The sequence below is a fragment of the Krasilnikovia sp. M28-CT-15 genome, from assembly GCF_047159595.1.
Classification (GTDB): domain Bacteria; phylum Actinomycetota; class Actinomycetes; order Mycobacteriales; family Micromonosporaceae; genus Actinoplanes.
In genome coordinates, this window is record NZ_BAAGAK010000001.1 from 5287422 (window position 1) to 5306566 (window position 19145).

General features: G+C 71.7%; 20 protein-coding genes. 2 read left to right on the forward strand and 18 right to left on the reverse strand.

The annotated features are described in order from the left end of the window. Nucleotides 1–19: 19 nt before the first annotated feature. From ACMCNO_RS24275 to ACMCNO_RS24315, 9 genes are all read right to left on the reverse strand, one after another. Complete coding sequence (locus ACMCNO_RS24275) at nucleotides 20–580, reverse strand: adenine phosphoribosyltransferase (protein WP_412751747.1); 561 nt, start codon at nucleotides 578–580, stop codon at nucleotides 20–22. Between the two features lie 110 nt (nucleotides 581–690). Continuing rightward, nucleotides 691–1872: a protein translocase subunit SecF gene (secF, locus tag ACMCNO_RS24280; RefSeq protein ID WP_412751748.1), complete on the reverse strand. Its 1182-nt coding sequence runs from the start codon at nucleotides 1870–1872 to the stop codon at nucleotides 691–693. Between the two features lies 1 nt (nucleotide 1873). Beyond that, on the reverse strand, nucleotides 1874–3802 hold the full coding sequence (gene secD / locus ACMCNO_RS24285) for a protein translocase subunit SecD (RefSeq protein WP_412753798.1): 1929 nt from the start codon (nucleotides 3800–3802) through the stop codon (nucleotides 1874–1876). A 192-nt stretch (nucleotides 3803–3994) separates the two neighbouring features. Beyond that, nucleotides 3995–4366: a preprotein translocase subunit YajC gene (gene yajC, locus ACMCNO_RS24290; protein WP_412753799.1), complete on the reverse strand. Its 372-nt coding sequence runs from the start codon at nucleotides 4364–4366 to the stop codon at nucleotides 3995–3997. A 190-nt stretch (nucleotides 4367–4556) separates the two neighbouring features. Further along, nucleotides 4557–5609 carry a Holliday junction branch migration DNA helicase RuvB gene (ruvB, locus tag ACMCNO_RS24295; RefSeq protein ID WP_412751749.1) on the reverse strand — a complete coding sequence of 351 codons (1053 nt, stop codon included), beginning with the start codon at nucleotides 5607–5609 and terminating at the stop codon, nucleotides 4557–4559. Continuing rightward, the gene (gene ruvA, locus ACMCNO_RS24300) at nucleotides 5606–6211 is read right to left on the reverse strand and encodes a Holliday junction branch migration protein RuvA (protein WP_412751750.1); all 606 of its coding nucleotides are present in this window, start codon (nucleotides 6209–6211) and stop codon (nucleotides 5606–5608) included. Before ruvA ends, ruvB begins: the two co-directional genes overlap by 4 nt. Further along, nucleotides 6208–6741 (reverse strand): crossover junction endodeoxyribonuclease RuvC, encoded by a 534-nt coding sequence (ruvC, locus tag ACMCNO_RS24305; protein WP_412751751.1) that lies wholly within the window; start codon nucleotides 6739–6741, stop codon nucleotides 6208–6210. The genes ruvA and ruvC overlap by 4 nt, the downstream gene beginning before the upstream one ends. Nucleotides 6742–6888: 147 nt before the next feature. Next, nucleotides 6889–7149: a Txe/YoeB family addiction module toxin gene (locus tag ACMCNO_RS24310; RefSeq protein WP_412751752.1), complete on the reverse strand. Its 261-nt coding sequence runs from the start codon at nucleotides 7147–7149 to the stop codon at nucleotides 6889–6891. Continuing rightward, complete coding sequence (locus ACMCNO_RS24315) at nucleotides 7146–7412, reverse strand: type II toxin-antitoxin system Phd/YefM family antitoxin (RefSeq protein ID WP_412751753.1); 267 nt, start codon at nucleotides 7410–7412, stop codon at nucleotides 7146–7148. The genes ACMCNO_RS24310 and ACMCNO_RS24315 overlap by 4 nt, the downstream gene beginning before the upstream one ends. 236 nt (nucleotides 7413–7648) lie before the next feature. Between ACMCNO_RS24315 and ACMCNO_RS24320 the strand changes: the two genes are divergently transcribed. After that, entirely contained in the window at nucleotides 7649–8239 is a 591-nt protein-coding gene (locus ACMCNO_RS24320; protein WP_412751754.1) for a hypothetical protein, read from the forward strand. Between the two features lie 77 nt (nucleotides 8240–8316). On the opposite strand, the gene ACMCNO_RS24325 is transcribed toward ACMCNO_RS24320, so the two are convergent. The 7 genes from ACMCNO_RS24325 to pgsA all read right to left on the reverse strand — a co-directional run bounded on the left by ACMCNO_RS24325 (nucleotide 8317) and on the right by pgsA (nucleotide 14074). Next, nucleotides 8317–9069, reverse strand: a complete 753-nt coding sequence (locus tag ACMCNO_RS24325) for a YebC/PmpR family DNA-binding transcriptional regulator (protein ID WP_412751755.1) — start codon at nucleotides 9067–9069, stop codon at nucleotides 8317–8319. A 15-nt stretch (nucleotides 9070–9084) separates the two neighbouring features. Then, a complete protein-coding gene (gene pdxT / locus ACMCNO_RS24330) occupies nucleotides 9085–9690 on the reverse strand; it encodes a pyridoxal 5'-phosphate synthase glutaminase subunit PdxT (protein ID WP_412751756.1) in 606 nt (201 codons plus the stop codon). A 108-nt stretch (nucleotides 9691–9798) separates the two neighbouring features. Next, entirely contained in the window at nucleotides 9799–10704 is a 906-nt protein-coding gene (gene pdxS, locus ACMCNO_RS24335; protein ID WP_412751757.1) for a pyridoxal 5'-phosphate synthase lyase subunit PdxS, read from the reverse strand. Between the two features lie 129 nt (nucleotides 10705–10833). Continuing rightward, the gene (locus tag ACMCNO_RS24340) at nucleotides 10834–11355 is read right to left on the reverse strand and encodes a hypothetical protein (RefSeq protein ID WP_412751758.1); all 522 of its coding nucleotides are present in this window, start codon (nucleotides 11353–11355) and stop codon (nucleotides 10834–10836) included. Nucleotides 11356–11380: 25 nt separating this feature from the next. Then, nucleotides 11381–12535 carry a glycosyltransferase family 4 protein gene (locus ACMCNO_RS24345; protein ID WP_412751759.1) on the reverse strand — a complete coding sequence of 385 codons (1155 nt, stop codon included), beginning with the start codon at nucleotides 12533–12535 and terminating at the stop codon, nucleotides 11381–11383. Between the two features lie 10 nt (nucleotides 12536–12545). Beyond that, on the reverse strand, nucleotides 12546–13460 hold the full coding sequence (locus tag ACMCNO_RS24350) for a phosphatidylinositol mannoside acyltransferase (RefSeq protein WP_412751760.1): 915 nt from the start codon (nucleotides 13458–13460) through the stop codon (nucleotides 12546–12548). Beyond that, nucleotides 13457–14074 carry a phosphatidylinositol phosphate synthase gene (gene pgsA / locus ACMCNO_RS24355; protein WP_412753800.1) on the reverse strand — a complete coding sequence of 206 codons (618 nt, stop codon included), beginning with the start codon at nucleotides 14072–14074 and terminating at the stop codon, nucleotides 13457–13459. Before pgsA ends, ACMCNO_RS24350 begins: the two co-directional genes overlap by 4 nt. 172 nt (nucleotides 14075–14246) lie before the next feature. Between pgsA and ACMCNO_RS24360 the strand changes: the two genes are divergently transcribed. Continuing rightward, nucleotides 14247–16409, forward strand: coding sequence for an elongation factor G-like protein EF-G2 (locus ACMCNO_RS24360; RefSeq protein ID WP_412751761.1), 2163 nt, complete (start codon nucleotides 14247–14249; stop codon nucleotides 16407–16409). Nucleotides 16410–16521: 112 nt separating this feature from the next. On the opposite strand, the gene ACMCNO_RS24365 is transcribed toward ACMCNO_RS24360, so the two are convergent. Together ACMCNO_RS24365 and thrS are read right to left on the reverse strand one after the other, a co-directional pair. Then, a complete protein-coding gene (locus ACMCNO_RS24365; RefSeq protein WP_412753801.1) occupies nucleotides 16522–17001 on the reverse strand; it encodes an HIT family protein in 480 nt (159 codons plus the stop codon). Between the two features lie 106 nt (nucleotides 17002–17107). Further along, nucleotides 17108–19114: a threonine--tRNA ligase gene (gene thrS / locus ACMCNO_RS24370; protein ID WP_412751762.1), complete on the reverse strand. Its 2007-nt coding sequence runs from the start codon at nucleotides 19112–19114 to the stop codon at nucleotides 17108–17110. Nucleotides 19115–19145: the final 31 nt, after the last annotated feature.

The window sequence follows — 19145 nt, forward strand, 5'->3', positions numbered from 1 at the left end:
CTGGCGGGGGCCAAACGGATCAAACGGTCAGGACCGCATGGACCGTACGCGGGGACAGCCGCTGCCGACCGTCCAGGAAGCCGAGCTCGAGGAGCACCGTGAAGCCCGAGACCGTGCCACCCGCCTGTTCCACCAGCTCGAGCGCCGCCTCCGCGGTGCCGCCCGTGGCCAACACGTCGTCGACCACGAGGACCCGCTGTCCCGCGATGAACGCGTCCTCGTGCACCTCGAGGGTGGCCTCGCCGTACTCCAGCGAATACGTCGCCGAGAGCGCCCGGCGCGGCAGCTTGCCCGCCTTGCGCAGCGGCACCACCCCGGTGCCCGTCGCGTAGGCGACCGCTGCCGCCACCACGAACCCGCGCGCCTCCACGCCCGCGACCACGTCGAACCCGTCCGTGCCGTGGTGTGCCACGATCCCGTCGATGACCTGCCGGAAGACCGGCCCGTCCGCGAACAGCGGCATGAGGTCCTTGAACACGATGCCGGGCTTCGGGAAGTCGGGCACGTCCAGCACCCGGCTGGCGACGAGTTCGGCGGCCAGCCGCCCGCGGTCGCCGCGTACCTCTGCGGTCTCAGTCACCCGCTCAGCCTATCGACGACCGAACGGCCCGCCACCGGTGCGGGTGGCGGGCCGTTCGGGACGTCCTCGGACTGCTCGGCGGCGCTTGCCGCCCCGGGCCGGAGCGCCGGTCAGCGGCGCTTGCCGCCGCCGCCGGGCCGGTTGCCGGTCGCACCCGGCCGGCCGCCGCGCGTGTTGCGCTTGGCGGCGGGGCGGGCCCCTGGGCGGGGGGACGAACCGGCCAGTGCCGGGGCAGCCTCGTCGGACGGGCCCTCCGTCCGCTTGGCCGCACCCTCCGACCGGCCGGCGGAGCGGCGGCTCAGCACGCGGGCGTTGTGCGACTTGATCCGCGGCTCCTGGTCCTTCAGCCAGGACAGCAGCGGCGCCGCGAACAGGATCGAGGCGGCGACGCCGATGCCCATGCCGACGAACAGCACCAGGCCGAGGTCCTTGAGGGTGCCCGCGCCGAGCAGGCCGGCGCCGATGAACAGCAGGCCGCCGACCGGCAGCAGCGCCACCAGACCGGTGTTGATCGAACGCATCAGGGTCTGGTTGACCGCCAGGTTCGTGGCCTCGCCGTAGGTCTGCGTGCTGCCCGCCGTGATGCCCCGGGTGTTCTCCTGCACCTTGTCGAACACGACGACGACGTCGTACAGCGAGAAGCCGAGAATGGTGAGGAAGCCGATCACCGTGGACGGGGTGACCTCGAAACCGGACAGCGAGTAGACGCCCGCGGTGAGGATCAGGTCGAGCAGCAGCGACGAGACCGCGGCCACGGCCATCCGCCACTCGAAGCGGATCACCAGATAGCCCATCACCAGGACGAGGAAGACGCCGAGGCCGATGAGCGCCTGCCGGGTGACCGCGCCACCCCAGGCGGCGGAGACCTGGCTGTCACTGACGTGGGTGGCGTCGACCTTGAGGTCGCTCACGATGGTGGCCTTGACGGTCGCCGCGTTCTCGGTGCTCATCGCGGACGCGCGGATGTTGAAGCTCTGCTCCTTACCGGAGCGGCCGACCCCTTGAGCCGCGCTGACCTGGCCATCCGGGACGACGGAGGCCACCGCCTTCTTCACCGAGTCCTGGACCTCGGTCGCGGTCAGCTTCCGGCCGTCCTGGGCGACAGCCGGCACGTTGAACGCCGTGCCGCCCTCGAACTCGATGCCCAGGTCGAAGCCGCGGAAGACGAAGCTGCCGATGGCGACGAGGGTGAGCAGTGCCGCGGTCAGGAACCAGACCTTGCGCCGCCCGATGATGTTGAGATCTGCCTCGCCCCGGTACAGGCGATAGGCGAAACCGCCGGTCTTGGCCATCTCATGCCTCCTTCGCGCGCGACGTGCGGGGCGCCGACTCGTCGGACTTCGTCCGGGCCGGAAGGACCCGGCCGAGGCCGCTGACGCGAGGCGACAGGAACGCCTTGGTGCTGGCGAACAGCGTCATGATCGGGTGGCGGAACAGGAACACCACCATCAGGTCGATGATCGTGGCGAGGCCCAGCGCGAACGCGAAGCCCTTCACCGCGCCGATCGACACGACGTACAGCACCACGGCCGCCATGATCGTGATCGTATTGGCGCTGATGATGGTACGCCGCGCGCGCACCCACGCCCGCGGGACCGCGCTGCGCGGACTGCGTCCCTCATGGATCTCGTCCTTGAGGCGCTCGAAGTAGATGACGAACGAGTCCGCCGCCACACCGAGCGAGACGATGAAGCCCGCTATGCCCGCCAGGGTCAGCGTGAACCCGGTGGCCCGGCCCAGGAAGACCAGGGCCCCGTAGGTCAGCAGGCCGGACAGGATCAGGCTCAGGAAGATCACCGTGCCGAGCAGGCGGTAGTAGAAGAACGCGTAGATCGCCACGAGCGCCATACCGATCGCGGCGGCCAGCAGGCCCGCCTTGAGCTGGGCGGTGCCCAGCGTCGGGGAGACCGTCATCGCCTCGCCGGGCTTGAACGTGACGGGCAGCGCACCGTACTGGATCTGGTCGGCCAGCTCGCGGGCCGACTTCGCGTCGAAGTCACCGGTGATCTGCGACTGGCCGGTGAGCACGCCCTGGATCTCGGGCGCCGAGACGATCGTCTTGTCCAGCACGACCGCGACGTGGCAGTGCTGACCGTCGCCCTGCAGCGCCGCGGCCGCGTTCTCGCACCCGTCGTTGGCGGTCTTGTTGTACGCCTCGCGGGTCAGGTCGGCCCACTTCTTCTGGCCGTCGGGCTTGAAGTCCAGGGACACGACCCACTGGCCCTGCTGCTGGTCGTACTGCGGGGTGGCCGTGTCGATGTCCGTACCGAGCACCTTGGCGACGTCCAGGAACATCTTGCGCCCGCCGTTGTCGCAGGCGGTGGCCTTGGAGTGTTCGTCGTCGATGGCACCGTTGCGCCGGTCCAGCAGCTGCTTGCAGCTGATGGTCGGCACGTTGTACTGCATCTCCGGGGTCAGCGTGTCGATCTCGGGGCCGCTGAGCGTCCCGAACTTCGCGAACGGCACCCCGGCCTGCGGGTTCTGCGACAGGTCCGGCACGTCGGTGAGCTTGCTGGCGGCGGCCCACGCCTCCGGGCCGACCTTCTTCTCCACGTCGGCGCGGGTCGGGGCCGAGGCACCCGCGGCGGGCGCGGACGCCGTCGGCGCGGGCGTGGACGCCGTCGGCACGGCCGCGGCGGTAGCGGTCGGCGCCGGGGCGCTCGGGCTCGCGCTCGGCGCCTGCTCGCCGCCGCCCTGGCCGCCGCTCGGCTTGGTGGTCGGCTGGTCCGTGCCGGTGACCTTCGGCGCCTTGGACGTGGCCGGCGCGGACGGCTTCGCGCTGCCGCCGGGCGCCGCGCTCGGGGCCGCCGACGGCGGGTTGGCCGCGACCTCGGCGACGTCGACCGTGGCCTTGAGGACCTTCCGGAAGCGCATCTGCGCGGCCTGGCCGATGTCCTTCAGCTCGTCGGCCTCTTTACCCGCGACGGACACCACGATGTTGCGGTCACCCTCGATGACGACCTCGGCCTCCGAGACGCCCTTCGCGTTGACCCGGCTCTCCATGATTTCCTTGGACTGCTCCATGCTCTGGCGCGACGGCGCCTGGCCGTTGGACAGCAGCGACGCCTGGTACGTCACCTGCGTGCCGCCGATCAGGTCGAGGCCCAGCTTCGGCTGCAGCCGGTCATGGATGCTGCCCTTGGCACCCGCCGCGAAGAAGACGAGCAGATACAGGACGACGAAGACCAGGCCGAGTACGGCGAGTTGCCGCCCGGGATGCATCTGTCCCTGTGGTGGTCGGGCCACGGCGTTCGGTCTCCTCGTGCGCTACGGCCGCCGCAGGCTCGCGACGACGACAGGTGAAGGTGCAGGGGCAGCCGCGTCAGACCGGACGACCCGCCCGGCGACGATTATTCACAACGGCGGGCTGCCCGGTCTCCCCGACCCGGACATCCCGCCATCGAAGTCGAGCGATCAGTCCTTGTTCTTGCGGGTTTCGACGACCGGGCTCTGAATCGGCTCCTCGGCGGCCGGAGCATCGACGGCCGGCTCGGCGGTCGCGGATTCGGTGTCCTGCGCCTCGGCCGCGGCGGCCGACTCGGGCTTGACCACCCGCGCGATGGCCGGGCGGGCAAAGCGCAGCTCCACACCGGGGGACGCCTCGATCGTCACCACCTCGTCGTCCGCGGCGGTCACCGTGCCGTGCAGCCCGCCGATCGTGACGACCTGGTCGCCCGGGCCGAGCGCGGACTGCATCTCCTGCGCCTCCCGGCGCCGCTTCTGCTGCGGGCGGATCATCATGAAGTACATGACGCCGAAAAGCAGGGCGATCAGCAGCAGCGGCATGAAGCTACCGCCGCCCTGGCCCTGAGCTGCGAAATTCACGAAGTGAACCTTCCATGGAGCCTCCGACGCGGCACATGGTGCGCGACGGGGCGAGACAGACATCCCGTAAGAACCGCGGCGAGTTTAGTCCCTCTTCCTGGGAACACAGCGCGCGGCACACGTCACGTTCACATTACGAGGGCGCCCGCGCTCAGGCATCCCGAGCGAACAACTCCGGCTGACCCGCGACCAGGCCGCGCCCGTCCACCGGCGGGGTCCTGCCCAGATGCCGCCAGCCCGCGTCCGTGGCCACCCGGCCGCGTGGGGTACGCGCCAGCAGTCCCGCCCGGACCAGGAACGGCTCGCACACCTCCTCGACGGTGTCCGCCTGCTCCCCCACCGCCACCGCCAGCGTCGACAGCCCCACCGGCCCGCCCCGGAACGATTCGATGAGCGCCCGCAGCACGGCCCGGTCCAGCCGGTCCAGGCCCAGCTCGTCGACGTCGTACACGGCCAGCGCGGCCCGGGCCGTCTCCTCGTTGACCACCCCGTCCGCGCGGACCTCGGCGTAGTCGCGCACCCGGCGCAGCAGCCGGTTCGCGATCCGCGGGGTGCCCCGCGAACGCCCGGCGATCTCCGCGGCGCCCTCCGGGGTGATCGGCACCCCGAGGATCCGCGCGGAGCGGTGCAGCAGCGCGTCCAGGTCGGCGGGCGAGTAGAAGTCGAGGTGCGCGACGAACCCGAAGCGGTCGCGCATCGGGCCGGACAGCAGCCCGGCCCGGGTGGTCGCGCCGACCAGGGTGAACGGCTCCACGTCCAGCGGGATCGCGGTCGCGCCCGGCCCCTTGCCGACGACGACGTCGACCCGGAAGTCCTCCATGGCGCTGTAGAGCAGCTCCTCGGCGGGCTTGGCGATGCGGTGGATCTCGTCGATGAACAGCACGTCGCCGGTGCCGAGGCTGGTGAGGATCGCGGCGAGGTCGCCGGAGCGCTCGATCACCGGGCCGCTCGTGGTCCGGATACCCGTACCCAGCTCCGCGGCGACGATGTTGGCCAGGGTGGTCTTCCCCAGGCCAGGCGGGCCGGACAAGAGGATGTGATCGGGCGGAGTACCGCGGCCCATCGCGCCCTTGAGCAGCAGCTCCAGCTGATCGCGGACCCGGTGCTGCGCGATGAACTCCGCCAGCCGGCGCGGGCGGACGCTGGCCTCGGCGTCCAGCTCCTCATCCCCCACGTACGGCGATACCAGGCCGTCGCCGGTCATCGGGTCCGCCCGAGCAGCCGGATCGCCTGGCGCAGCAGCACGGGCACCGGTGGCACCTCGCCGTCGAGGGTCTCGCCGACCGCGGCGACCGCCTGGTCGGCCTGGGCCGCGGACCAGCCGAGCGCGACGACGCCCTGACGTACCTGTTCCTGCCAGTCGCCGCGCAGCACCCCACCGGCCGCGCCGTCCGAGCCCGCCGCGACCGGGCCGATCCGGTCGCGCAGCTCCAGGACGAGGCGTTCGGCGCCCTTCTTGCCGATGCCGGGCACCCGGGTCAGGGCGGCGATGTCGCCACCGGACACCGCCCGGCGTACCGCGTCGGGTGGGTGCACAGCCAGCACGGCCTGCGCCAGCCGCGGGCCCACCCCGCTGGCGGTCTGCAACAGCTCGAACAGGTGCTTCTCGTCGTCGTCGGCGAAGCCGTACAGGGTGAGCGAGTCCTCCCGGACGACGAGGCTGGTGGCCAGCCGGGCCTCCGCGCCGGCCTTGAGGCCCGCGAGGGTGCCGGGGGCGCACTGGACCGCGAGGCCCACGCCGCCGACCTCGATGACGGCACTGTCGGGGGCGATCGCGGCGACCACGCCGCGGACGCTGGCGATCATCGTGGTGCTCCTGTCCGGCGGGCGGCGGCCTGAGCCGCCGCGGCGATGCGGGCGCGGGTGCCGCCGCGCCAGATGTGGCAGATGGCCAGGGCCAGGGCGTCGGCCGCGTCCGCCGGGCGGGGCGGCTCGTCGAGCCCGAGCAGCCGGGTGACCATGCTGGTCACCTGCGCCTTCCCGGCCGTGCCGGAGCCGGTGATGGCCGCCTTCACCTCGCTGGGGGTGTACGTCTGGACCGGCAGCCGGGCGCGTGCCCCGGCCAGGATCGCGACCGCGCTCGCCTGCGCGGTGCCCATGACCGTACGCACGTTGTGCTGGCTGAACACGCGCTCGACCGCGACGCTCTCCGGGCGGTGTTCGGCGACGAGTTGGCTGAGCGACTCGTCGAGGTGCAGCAGGCGCAGCGCGATGTCGTCAGCCGGATCGGTGTAGACCACGTAGTAGCCGACCAGCTTGCACGGCCGGCCGGGTACGCCCTCCACGACGCCGACCCCGCACCGGGTCAGCCCCGGGTCGATGCCGAGCACGCGCACAACGCGACCTCCCCATGTCCGGCGTACGTGTGTTCGACACCCTAGTACGGCCGCTTCCGGGGCCGGACGCGACACGCCTCGGCGACGGGCTGGGAGGCCATCGCCTGTCGGTCGGCCATGTGAGACGCAAGCCGGCTATGACGTGTGTCAGCCGTAGTGATAGCGGCACATCAGGATCTCCAGGTCGCCGCCGGCGGTGGTCCGGTAGACGAGGCGGTGCTCCTGATTGATACGACGCGAAGACCAGCCACTCAGGTCAACTTTGAGCAGTTCGGGCTTGCCGATACCCCCGTCGTTGCCGCTGCGGATGTCTCGGATGAGTTCGTTGACCCGGCGCAGCATCCGCCGGTCCTCGGTCTGCCAAGTGATGTATTCATCCCATGCAGAGGGATGCCAATTGACCTTCACGCAGCACTCGGGTCGGTGCCCTCGTCAACCAGGTCGTGCACCACGCCGCCACCGGAGTCCATGTCCGCGATACGGCGGCGCAGTTCGAGGCCGTTGGCGCCGCGAGACAGGTAGTTGGTTTCCCGCCAGGCGTCGTAGTCACGCTTGAGCATGATCACGACATCCTCATGGCCGCTGCGGGTCACGACCAGATCCTCGGCGTCACTCTCGATGGCGTCGAGCGCGGCCGCAAGGTTCGACCGCAGATCGGACGCGGAGATCACTCGCAATGCACACCTCCTGGTTGTACGAAATAGCGTACAACGCGACCGACGGAGCAGCAATGGCTCTGCGTGAGCGGCGGACCGAGCCTCATGTAGGCCCACCGCACGCAGGATCAGGCGTCGATCTTGACCATGGCCTCGTAGGGGACGTCGAAGTTTGCGAAGGGTGTTCTGCAGGTACGACCGCGTCTTGCGCAGACAAGCGACACGCCTCGACGATGGACTCCGGAGGCGTCATGGCGTACCTGTTCCCGCCGATGGCTGAGGAGCCGCCGCGCGACTACGTGGACTTCGTGGCCGGTCATCTCGACGCGCTGCGCCGGGACGCGGCGCGCCTGGTGGACGGCGACCCGTACGCGACCCAGCTGCCCGGTGAGGTGCTGGCCGACGTGGCGGGGCACTGGCGGCGGCTGCGGTGGTGGTCCCGGCTGCGACGGGACGACGCGGCGGCGGAGTTCCTGGCGCGTCGTCTGGTGTCCCGGACGAAGGAGTGGCGCGAGGAGAGGCTATCGCCGGTCGAGGTATGCCCGGTGCCGCAACCCGGGGCCGTGCCGCCACTCCCACCGGCCGTGGGCCGGGCGCCCGGGTGCGGCGGCGTCACGACGGCGTCGGCGACCCGGCCGGTGAGCGTGGCACAGGGGCTGGCGCCGTTGCTGGGGTCGACGGTCCGGGCGGGCGCGCGGCCGGTGGCGGAGGCGGGAATCGCGTGGGTGCATGCGTATCAGCGCTACTGCCGGCGGCGGGTGGGGCGGCTGGCCGCGGCGGTGGTGCTGATCGTGAGCGGCATCGTCCAGCTCATGTCGCACTGGTCCACCACGGCCACCTGACCACCCCGGCGATCATTCCGGGCGGACGCTGATGCGGAAACTGGGCGCGGGACAAGCCCGGCCGCCACCGGGCCCCGTCAGGCGTCGATCTTGGCCATGACCTCGTCGGAGACGTCGAAGTTGGCGAAGATGTTCTGCACGTCGTCGCAGTCCTCCAGGACGTCGATGAGCTTGAACACCTTGCGGGCGGCCTCCTCGTCGACCTCCACGGTCATCGTGGGCACCAGCGACGACTCGGCCGAGTCGTACTCGATGCCGGCGCCCTGCAGGGCCGTGCGGACGCCGACCAGATCGCCGGCCTCACTGACCACCTCGAAGGACTCGCCCAGGTCGTTGATCTCCTCGGCCCCGGCATCGAGCACCGCGAGCATGACGTCGTCCTCGCTCAGGCCGCCCTTCGGGACGATGACCACGCCCTTGCGGTTGAACAGGTACGACACGCTGCCCGCGTCGGCGAAGGTGCCGCCGTTGCGGGTGAGCGCGGTGCGGACCTCGGTGGCGGCGCGGTTGCGGTTGTCGGTCAGGCACTCGATGAGGATGGCGACGCCGTTCGGGCCGTACCCCTCGTACATGATCGTCTGCCAGTCGGCGCCGCCGGCCTCCAGGCCGGAGCCGCGCTTGACCGCGCGGTCGATGTTGTCGTTCGGTACGGAGCTCTTCTTCGCCTTCTGGATGGCGTCGAAGAGGGTGGGGTTACCGGCCGGGTCGCCGCCCCCGGTGCGCGCCGCGACCTCGATGTTCTTGATCAGCTTGGCGAACATCTTGCCGCGCTTGGCGTCGATGACGGCCTTCTTGTGCTTGGTCGTCGCCCACTTGGAGTGGCCGGACATGGGTAACCTCCGCTTTCACCGTTCGTCTGCGGCGCTGGACACCATCTGCACGAAATGCCGGTGGACGCGCAGGTCGCCGGTCAACTCGGGATGGAAGGCCGTGGCAAGCAGGTTTCCCTGCTGAACCGCGACAATCCTACCGGCGGCCGGCCCCGCCGTGACGCGGCCCAGCGCCCGAGCCGCCGGGCCGATGTCCTCGACCCACGGGGCGCGGATGAACACGGCGTGGAAGTCGCCGCCCGCGATGCCCTCGATCGCGACCGGGGCCTCGAACGAGTCGACCTGGCGCCCGAACGCGTTGCGTCGCACGGTCATGTCGATGCCCGCGAAGGACTCCTGGTCGGGGCGGCCGTCCAGCACGGTCGTGGCCAGCATGATCATCCCAGCGCAGGAGCCGTACACCGGCATGCCGTCGGCGATGCGCTTGCGGATCGGGTCGAGCAGCCCGAACGAGACCGCCAGGTTGCTCATGGTGGTGGACTCCCCGCCCGGGATGACCAGCGCGGCGACCGCGTCCAGCTCCTCGACCCGGCGCACCGGCCGCACCTGCGCGCCGCTCTCGGTCAGCGCGTCCAGGTGCTCGCGCACATCGCCCTGCAGGGCCAGCACCCCGATGGTCACGTCGTCCTCCAGCTCGTCAACGGGCAGCGGTCCCCGGGCCTTCGACAGGCCCGGAGACCGCGTGGGTTCGGGCCGTCGAGGGCCCGGGACCGCTTGGGTTCGCGGGAATTACCAGCCGCGCTCGGCGAGGCGGTGCGGGACCGGGATGTCGTCGACGTTGATGCCGACCATGGCCTCGCCCAGGCCGCGCGACACCTTCGCGACCACATCCGGGTCGTCGTGGAACGTGGTGGCCTTGACGATGGCCGCGGCCCGCTGCGCCGGGTTGCCGGACTTGAAGATGCCGGAGCCGACGAACACGCCCTCCGCACCGAGCTGCATCATCATGGCCGCGTCGGCCGGGGTGGCGATGCCGCCCGCGGTGAACAGCACCACCGGCAGCTTGCCCGCCTCGGCGACCTCCTTGACCAGCTCGTACGGGGCCTGCAGCTCCTTGGCGGCGACGTACAGCTCGTCGGCGGGCAGGGAGGTGAGCTTGCGGATCTCGGCGCGGATGGTGCGCATGTGGGTGACCGCGTTGGAGACGTCGCCGGTGCCGGCCTCGCCCTTCGAGCGGATCATGGCGGCGCCCTCGGTGATCCGGCGCAGGGCCTCGCCGAGGTTGGTGGCGCCGCAGACGAACGGCACCGTGAACGCCCACTTGTCGATGTGGTTGGCGTAGTCGGCCGGGGTCAGCACCTCGGACTCGTCGATGTAGTCGACGCCGAGCGACTGCAGGACCCGGGCCTCGACGAAGTGGCCGATGCGGGCCTTGGCCATGACCGGGATCGAGACCGCGTTGATGATGCCGTCGATCATGTCGGGGTCGCTCATCCGGGACACTCCGCCCTGGGCGCGGATGTCGGCGGGGACCCGTTCGAGGGCCATCACGGCGACGGCTCCGGCGTCCTCGGCGATCTTGGCCTGCTCGGCGTTGACCACATCCATGATCACACCGCCCTTGAGCATCTCGGCCATGCCGCGCTTGACGCGGGCGGTACCGGTGACGGGCGTCGACTGCTGGCTGTCGGACACGGGAGATCGGCTCCTTAGGGCGAGGTTTGTCGGGGTCCGAGTCTAGGGGTGCCACTGGTGGCCACCGATGGCCAATCGACCCCCAGGTGGCCTGCTCCACGCAGGCCACTCGGGGATGGCCGAGACCGGTCAGCCGGCCTCGACGGGGACCGCCGGCGGGGTGGGACGTGCCATGGTCGTCAACGGGTCGACGATGTCGAAATACTGCGGGCGGGGGTAGCGGCGGGCCATCCGCAGCACCCGGACCAGCGCCCGCCGCCGGGCGGTCAGCGCGTCGCGGACCTGATCGGTGTGCACCTGCCGGGCGAGCACGACCCGGCGGCTGTGCACGATCAGGGCGTGCGTGGCCGGGTCGCTGCCGGTCAGGTCGATCGCCTCGAGCTGCCGGGTCAGGTCGTTCTCGGCGGCCTCCCGGTCTCCCGGCGCGGCGTCCAGGGCCAGCCGGGCAGCCAGATACAGCTCGGTGTTCTCGGCGGCCTCCGCGACCACCGCGGCCGCCGCCGCGCGACGCAGCAGGTGGGCGTCGAGGGCACGCTGGGCCGAATGGGCGCGCACGTGTACGCGTTCGACGCGGTGCGCCGTCCAGGTCAGGTAACCCGAGAGCAGGGCAGCCGCCACGACGATGCCCATGACCCACCACATGCCGGGCATCGTAGTGCCGCAACGCTCCCCGTACTCAGCGCGCGGGGGGTGGTTCCGCCCACTCGGCGTCGAAAACCCGGCCGTCGGTGGCCTCGATGGCGGTGGCGTAGACCTCCAGGACCCGCTGCGCCACGGTCCCCCAGTCGTACGCCTGCACCACCTCGCGGGCGCAGGCGGCGAGTCCCGCCCGGCGGCCGGGATCGTCCAGCAGCCCGGCCAGGACCCCGGTGAGCGCGTTCGCGTCGCCGGTGGCGAACAGTTCCCCGGCCCGGCCGCCGTCCAGGACCCGGCGGAACGCGTCCAGGTCGCTGGCCGCGACCGCCGCCCCGGCCGCCATGGCCTCGGTGAGGATCATGCCGAAGGACTCGCCGCCGGTGTTCGGGGCCACGTAGACGTCGACGCTGCGCAGCATGCGTGCCTTGTCGGCCTCCGAGACCAGCCCGAGGAAGGTGACCCGGTCGCGCAGGTCGGCGGGCAGTTCGTCGTACAGCTCGTCGCGGTCGCCCGGGCCTGCGACGAGCAACCGCAGGCCGGGGCGCTGCCGGGCCAGGGTGACGAACGCCGTGCGCAGGATCGGGAAGCCCTTGCGCGGCTCGGTGAACCGGCCCAGGAAACCCAGGGCGCCGCCGTCGCCCGGCCAGCCGGGCAGCGGTTCGGCGTGGGCGAACTTCGCCACGGCGACCCCGTTCGGGATCTCCACGGCACCGCCGCCCAGGTGTTCCACCTGCACCTTGCGGGCCAGTTCGCTGACCGCGATCCGGGCGGTGATCTTCTCCACGATGAGCTGGAGCAGGCCCTGGGCCACCGACAGCGCCCGGGACCGGGTCATCGCGGTGTGGAACGTGGCGACCACCGGACCACGGGCGGACAGTACGGCCAGCATCGACAGGCTCAGCGCCATCGGCTCGTGGACGTGCAGCACGTCGAACTCGCCGCGGAACAACCACCGCCGCACCCGGGCGGTGGAGACCGGCCCGAATGCGATGCGCGCCACCGAGCCGTTGTACGGCAGCGGCACCGCCCGCCCGGCGGGCACCACGTACGGCGGCAGGTCGGCGTCCTCGTCGGCCGGGGCCAGCACGCTGACGGAGTGACCCAGCTCGATCAGCGCCTCGGCGAGGTCGATGATGTGGTTCTGCACCCCGCCGGGCACGTCGAACGAGTACGGGGAGACGATCCCGATGCGCACGCCGCCCGCCTCAGGCCGGGCCCGTGTGCGCGGGCGCGTCCAGCCACAGTCTCTGCAGCATGTGCCAGTCCTGCGGGTGCGCGGCGATCCCCTCGGCGAACGCGTCGGCCATCCGCTGGGTGGCCACCCGTACCCGCACGTCCAGTGGCCCCTCGTCGGGGCCGGGCAGCGGGATTCGGCGCATGCGGGCTTCGGTGCGTTCGGGGGTGAACCACATGTCCACGGCATACAGTGGCGCGCCGGTCCGCAGCGCCACCAGGGCCGGGCCCGCGGGCATCCGGGTGCGGCCGCCGAAGAAGTCCACCTCCACGCCGCGCGCGGACAGGTCGCGGTCGGCGAGCAGGGCCACCGCGTACCCCTGGGTGGCCCGCTCGGCGAGCACGTCCAGCGGGTGGCGCTGCCCGCCGGTCAGCGCCAGCACCTCCATGCCGAGCTGCTCGCGGTACGCGACGAAGCGCTGGAACACCCCTTCGGGCTTGAGCCGTTCCGCGACCGTGACCAGCCGCCAGCCGTTCGCGGACACCCAGGCGGCCGCGGCGTCCCAGTTGGCGACGTGCGGCAGCGCGAGGACCGCACCGCGGCCCTGGGTCATCAGCTCGGCCAGTTCGTCGGCCTGGGCCAGCCGGAAGCCGTCGAGATGCTGGGCGGGGGTGCGCGACGGGAGCCGGAACGCCTCCATCCAGTACCGGGCGTAGGAGCGCAGCCCGGCCCGGACGAGGTCCTCCAGGTCCACGTCCGGCAGGTCCGGCCCGGCCACCTGGCGCAGGTTGCGGCGCAGCCGCTGGGTGCCGGGCCCGTTGCCGCGGTACGCCCGGTCCGCCCCGGCGCGGAACAGCGCTGCGGCGGCACCCTCGGGCAGGGCACGCACGAGCCGCCAGCCCGCCGCGTACCCCAACTCGGCGAGCCGGTCCTGGGTCTTGCTCACGGGGTGGGGATCCGCGCCGAGCGGGCGGCATGCGTGAGCCGCTGGAACACCGTGATGATCGAGAGCACCGCCAGCAGCCACAACGTGACGGGCAGGCCCCAGACCAGGCCCGCGCTGGCGAGCAGGCCGCCGGCGCCGACGATGAGCAGCCGCTCCAGCCGTTCGGCGATGCCGACGTCGGCGTCCAGGCCGAGGCTCTGCGCCCGGGCCTTCACGTACGAGACGACCTGCCCGGAGGCGAGGCACAGCAGTGCGGCCACCACTCCCCCGTACGGGTTGCCGCGCTCGGCGAGATAGAAGGTGACCGCACCGAACACCGCCGCGTCGGCGATGCGGTCCATGGACGAGTCCAGCAGCGCCCCGAACTTGCTGGAGCCGCCGCGCATCCGGGCCATCGTGCCGTCGAGCACGTCGGTGAGCGCACAGGCGGTGACGATCCAGACGCCCCAGAAGATGTGCCCGAGCGCGGCGACGGTGGAGCCGGCGAGCACCCCGACGGTCCCCGCCACGGTGACCGCGTTGGGGGTGACGCCGAGGCGCAGCAGGAACCGCGCGGTCGGGTCGACGCCGTGCGACACGACCGCACGAGCGGTTCCGGTGAAGATCTTTGCCATGGCCGTCTCACCATAACGGCGTGCCATCTGCCGACGGTACGGCCCACGTCACGGGTTGGCCGTATCGTCATGGTGGCGCCGCCGGTGACTACTGGGGGTTGCGGTCACGACTGCGCTGGGTGTGGGATCCAGGAACAGCGTCGAAACTCTTCTGAAACGGAGGTGCGCTGTCATGGCGCAGAAGACCGCGGAAAGGGGGCTCGCCGGCGCCGCCGCGCCGGTGGTTACCGAGCCCGGCAGAGTGCGCAACGTGGTGCTGGTGGGCCACTCCGGTTCCGGGAAGACGACGCTGGCGGAGGCGCTGCTCGCCGCGTCCGGCACGATTCCCCGCGCCGGTTCGGTGACCGACGGCACCACGGTGTGCGATCACGATCCGGCGGCCGTACGCCAGCAACGGTCCGTCGCCCTCGCGTGTGCCCCGCTGGTGCACGACGACGTCAAGATCAACATGCTGGACACCCCCGGATTCGCCGACTTCGTCGGGGAGCTGCGCGCCGGCCTGCGGGCCGCGGACGCCGCGCTCTTCGTCGTCTCCGCGGTGGACGGTGTGGACGACGCCACCACCGCGCTCTGGGAGGAGTGCGCCGCGGTGGGCATGCCCCGGGCCGTCGCGATCACCCGGCTGGACCACCCGCGCGCCGACTACGACGGCACCCTGGAGCGCTGCCAGGAGGCGTTCGGCGACAACGTCATGCCGCTCTACCAGCCGATGCTGGCCGACGACGGGCAGTCGGTCGCGGGCCTGCTGGGCCTGGTGACCCTGCGGGTGCTCGACTACTCGGCGGGCTACCCGCCACAGGCGCGCGACGCCGAACCCGAGCACCTCGCCCCGGTCGAGGAGGAACGCAACACGCTCATCGAGGGGATCATCGCCGAGAGCGAGGACGAGACCCTGATGGACCGCTACCTCGGCGGCGAGCCGGTCGGCCAGGACGTCCTGATCCCCGACCTGGAGAAGGCGGTCGCCCGCGGCCACTTCTACCCGGTCATCCCGGTGTGCGCGCAGACCGGGGTCGGTCTCGACGCGCTGCTGGACACGCTCGTCTCCAGCGCCCCGACCCCGCTGGAGCACGACCTGCCCGCGGTGACCGGCGTGGACGGTTCGCCGCGTACGCCACTGACCTGCGACCCGGACGGCCCGCTGGTCGCCGAGGTGGTCAAGACGACCATCGACCGGCACGTCGGGCGGGTCTCGCTGGTCCGGGTCTTCTCCGGCACCCTGCGCCCGGAACAGACCGTGCACGTCTCCGGGCACGGCATGGCCGAGCGCGGCCACCCGGACCACGACGCCGACGAACGCATCGCGCACATCTACTCCCCGCTCGGCGCCCAGCTGCGCGAGGTCTCCGCGTGCGTGGCCGGTGACCTGTGCGCGATCACCAAGTCCGGCAGCGCCGAGACCGGCGACACGCTGTCGGGCAAGGACGAGCCGCTGCTGATGGCGCCGTGGCGGATGCCGGAGCCGCTGCTGCCGATCGCCGTGGTGGCCAAGTCCCGCTCGGACGAGGACGCCCTGGCCAAGAACCTGGCCCGGCTGGTCGCCGGTGACCCGACCCTGCGCCTGGAACGCAACGCCGACACCCACCAGCTGGTGCTGTGGTGCATGGGCGAGTCGCACGCCGACGTGGTGCTGGAGCGGCTGCGCGCGGGCGGGGTCGAGCTGGACACCGAGCCGGTCAAGGTCTCGCTGCGGGAGACGTTCGGCGCCGCCGCCAAGGGCCACGGCCGCCACGTCAAGCAGTCCGGCGGCCACGGCCAGTACGCGGTCTGCGACATCGAGGTGGAGCCGCTGCCGCGCGGCGCGGGCTTCGAGTTCGTCGACAAGGTGGTGGGCGGCGCGGTGCCGCACAACTACATCCCGTCGGTGGAGAAGGGGGTGCGCGCGCAGCTGGAACGCGGCCTCATCGCCGGCTACCCCGTGGTCGACCTGCGGGTCACGCTGTTCGACGGCAAGGCGCACAGCGTCGACTCGTCCGACGCGGCGTTCCAGACCGCGGGCTCGATGGCGCTGAAGGAGGCCGCGGAGGCCGGCCAGATGACCCTGCTCGAACCGCTCGACGAGATCGTCGTGCGGGTGCCGGAGACGTACGTCGGCGCGGTGATGAGCGACCTGTCCGGCCGCCGGGGCCGCCCGATGGGCAGCGAGAGCGAGGACGAGACCGGCTACAGCCTGGTCCGGGCCGAGGTGCCCGCCACCGAGCTGATCCGGTACGCGGTCGAGCTGCGCGCGATCACCTCCGGGGCGGGCACCTTCACCCGCACGTACGTGCGGCATGAGCCGATGCCCGCGCACCTGGCCGACACGGTCCGCAAGGAGGCCGTGGCCAGCCGCTGACCGCGCTCGTCGCCTGCCTGCTGGTGGCCGCCCGGACCGCGGCCATCAGCGCGCGGCCTCCTCGGGACGGCCATCAGCGGCCGGCCTCGGGACGGGGACCGGCCGCGGCGCCTCACGCGACCTCGGGCCACACCTTCGCCAGCATCTCCCGCGTGTCGGCCAGCAGCTGGGGCAGCACCTTCGTGCGCCCGATCACCGGCATGAAGTTCGCGTCACCGCCCCAGCGCGGCACCACGTGCTGGTGCAGGTGCGCGGCGATGCCCGCGCCCGCCACCGCGCCCTGGTTCATGCCCAGGTTGAACCCGTGCGGGCGGCTGGCGCGCCGGATCACCCGCATCGCCCGCTGGGTGAACTCGGCCAGCTCGACCGTCTCGGCCGCGTCCAGCTCGGTGTAGTCGGCGACGTGCCGGTACGGGCACACCATGAGGTGCCCCGGGTTGTACGGGTACAGGTTGAGCACCGCGTACACCCGCTCGCCCCGCGCCACCACCAGGCTGTCCGGCTCGGGGCGGCCGGGGGCGATGCAGAACGGGCAGCCCGACGGCTGCTCGTACCCGCCCTCCGGCCGGTCCTCCCCGGAGATGTACGTCATCCGGTGCGGCGTCCAGAGCCGCTCCAGCCCGTCGGGATCCTGCGCGCGCTGCTCGTCCACCACGCCCCCGATCCTAGGCGTAGTGGACGAGCGGGCGCGGGCCGCCTCAGGCCGCGGACGGCCCGGTGTTGACCCGGGAGCGCACCACCTCGGCGACGTGCGCGACCGCCTCGTCGATCGGCATGCCGTTGCGCTGCGAGCCGTCCCGGTACCGGAACGAGACCGTGCCGCCGCTGACGTCGTCGTCGCCCGCGATCGCCATGAACGGGATCTTCTGCTGCTGGGCGGTGCGGATCTTCTTCTGCATCCGGTCGGTGGAGTGGTCCACCTCGGCCCGGATGCCCTCGGCCCGCAGCCTGGCCACGAACTGCTCCAGGTAGTCCGCGTGGTCGTCGCGGATCGGGATGCCGACCACCTGCACCGGCGCCAGCCACGCCGGGAACGCCCCGGCGTAGTGCTCCACGAGGACGCCGATGAAGCGCTCGATCGACCCGAACTTGGCGCAGTGGATCATGACCGGCTGTTTCCGGGTGCCGTCCCCGGCCTGGTATTCCAGCTCGAAGCCGCGCGGCTGGTTGAAGTCGTACTGGATCGTCGACAGCTGCCAGGTCCGGCCGATCGCGTCCTTGGCCTGCACCGAGATCTTCGGGCCGTAGAACGCGGCGCCGCCCGGGTCGGCCACCAGGTCCAGGCCGGACTCCTTGGCGCACTGCTCCAGCACCGCGGTCGCCGACTCCCAGTCTTCATCCGAGCCGACGAACTTGTCCGGCTTGCTGTCGTCGCGGGTCGACAGCTCCAGGTAGAAGTCGCTGATCCCGAAGTCCTTCAGCAGGCCCAGCACGAAGTCGAGCAGGTGCTTGATCTCCCCGGGCGCCTGCTCCGGCGTGCAGTACGAGTGCGAGTCGTCCTGGGTCAGGCCGCGCACCCGGGTCAGGCCGTGCACCACCCCGGACTTCTCGTACCGGTACACCGACCCGAACTCGAACAGCCGCAGCGGCAGCTCCCGGTACGACCGCCCGCGCGAGCGGAAGATCAGGTTGTGCATGGGGCAGTTCATGGCCTTGAGGTAGTAGTCCGCGCCCTCGAACGGGATCGGCGGGAACATCGTGTCCGCGTAGTACGGCAGGTGCCCGGAGGTGTGGAACAGCCCCTCCTTGGTGATGTGCGGGGTGCCGACGTACTGGAAGCCCTCCTGGATGTGGCGGGCCCGGACGTAGTCCTCCATCTCCCGCTTGATCACCCCGCCCTTGGGGTGGAAGACCGCCAGGCCGGAGCCGATCTCGTCCGGGAACGAGAACAGGTCCAGCTCGGCGCCGAGGCGCCGGTGGTCGCGGCGCTCCGCCTCGGCCAGCCGGTTCAGGTACGCCTTCAGGTCGTCGCGGCTGGGCCACGCGGTGCCGTACACCCGCTGCAGCTGCGGGTTCTTCTCGCTGCCCCGCCAGTACGCGGCGGCCGACCGCATCAGCTTCAGCGCCGGGATCAGCCGGGTCGAGGGCAGGTGCGGGCCGCGGCACAGGTCGCCCCAGACCCGCTCGCCGGACTTCGGGTCGATGTTGTCGTAGACGGTGAGCTCGCCGCCGCCGACCTCCATCACCTCGTCGGAGTCGACGTCGCCTTTGATGTCGACCAGTTCCAGCTTGAAAGGCTCGTTCGCCAGTTCCGCCTTCGCCGCGTCCAGCGATTCGTAGCGGCGGCGCCGGAACAGCTGCCCGGCCTTGACGATCTCCAGCATCCGCTTCTCGAGCTTCGCCAGGTCGTCCGGATGGAACGGCTTGGCCACGTCGAAGTCGTAGTAGAAGCCGTCGTGGATGGGCGGGCCGATGCCGAGCTTGGCCTCCGGGAAGATGTCCTGCACCGCCTGGGCCAGCACGTGCGCGGCCGAGTGGCGCAGCACGTTCAGCCCGTCAGGGGAATCCATCGGGACCGGCTCCACCTGGGCGGGAGCGTCCGGGGCCCAGTCGAGGTCGCGCAGCCGGCCGTCGGCGTCGCGGACCACCACGATCGCCTTGGGCCCGGAGGTGGGCAGGCCCGCGGCCGCGACCGCGTCGCCCGCCGTCGTCCCGGCCGGGACGACGACGGGGTCGGCCACGGCATGGGTACGGGGTGCAGACACGGTCTTTCTCCTTTTCGCCGGTGGTGTACCG

Excerpts from the sequence above, each read along its gene's own strand:
- secF (WP_412751748.1), bottom strand. The coding sequence starts at position 1,872 with ATGGCCAAGACCGGCGGTTTCGCCTATCGCCTGTACCGGGGCGAGGCA.
- secD (WP_412753798.1), bottom strand. The coding sequence starts at position 3,802 with ATGCATCCCGGGCGGCAACTCGCCGTACTCGGCCTGGTCTTCGTCGTC.
- yajC (WP_412753799.1), bottom strand. The coding sequence starts at position 4,366 with ATGCCGCTGCTGCTGATCGCCCTGCTTTTCGGCGTCATGTACTTCATG.
- ruvB (WP_412751749.1), bottom strand. The coding sequence starts at position 5,609 with ATGACCGGCGACGGCCTGGTATCGCCGTACGTGGGGGATGAGGAGCTG.
- ruvA (WP_412751750.1), bottom strand. The coding sequence starts at position 6,211 with ATGATCGCCAGCGTCCGCGGCGTGGTCGCCGCGATCGCCCCCGACAGT.
- ACMCNO_RS24320 (WP_412751754.1), top strand. The coding sequence starts at position 7,649 with ATGGCGTACCTGTTCCCGCCGATGGCTGAGGAGCCGCCGCGCGACTAC.
- ACMCNO_RS24325 (WP_412751755.1), bottom strand. The coding sequence starts at position 9,069 with ATGTCCGGCCACTCCAAGTGGGCGACGACCAAGCACAAGAAGGCCGTC.
- ACMCNO_RS24340 (WP_412751758.1), bottom strand. The coding sequence starts at position 11,355 with ATGCCCGGCATGTGGTGGGTCATGGGCATCGTCGTGGCGGCTGCCCTG.
- pgsA (WP_412753800.1), bottom strand. The coding sequence starts at position 14,074 with ATGGCAAAGATCTTCACCGGAACCGCTCGTGCGGTCGTGTCGCACGGC.
- ACMCNO_RS24360 (WP_412751761.1), top strand. The coding sequence starts at position 14,247 with ATGGCGCAGAAGACCGCGGAAAGGGGGCTCGCCGGCGCCGCCGCGCCG.
- ACMCNO_RS24365 (WP_412753801.1), bottom strand. The coding sequence starts at position 17,001 with ATGACGTACATCTCCGGGGAGGACCGGCCGGAGGGCGGGTACGAGCAG.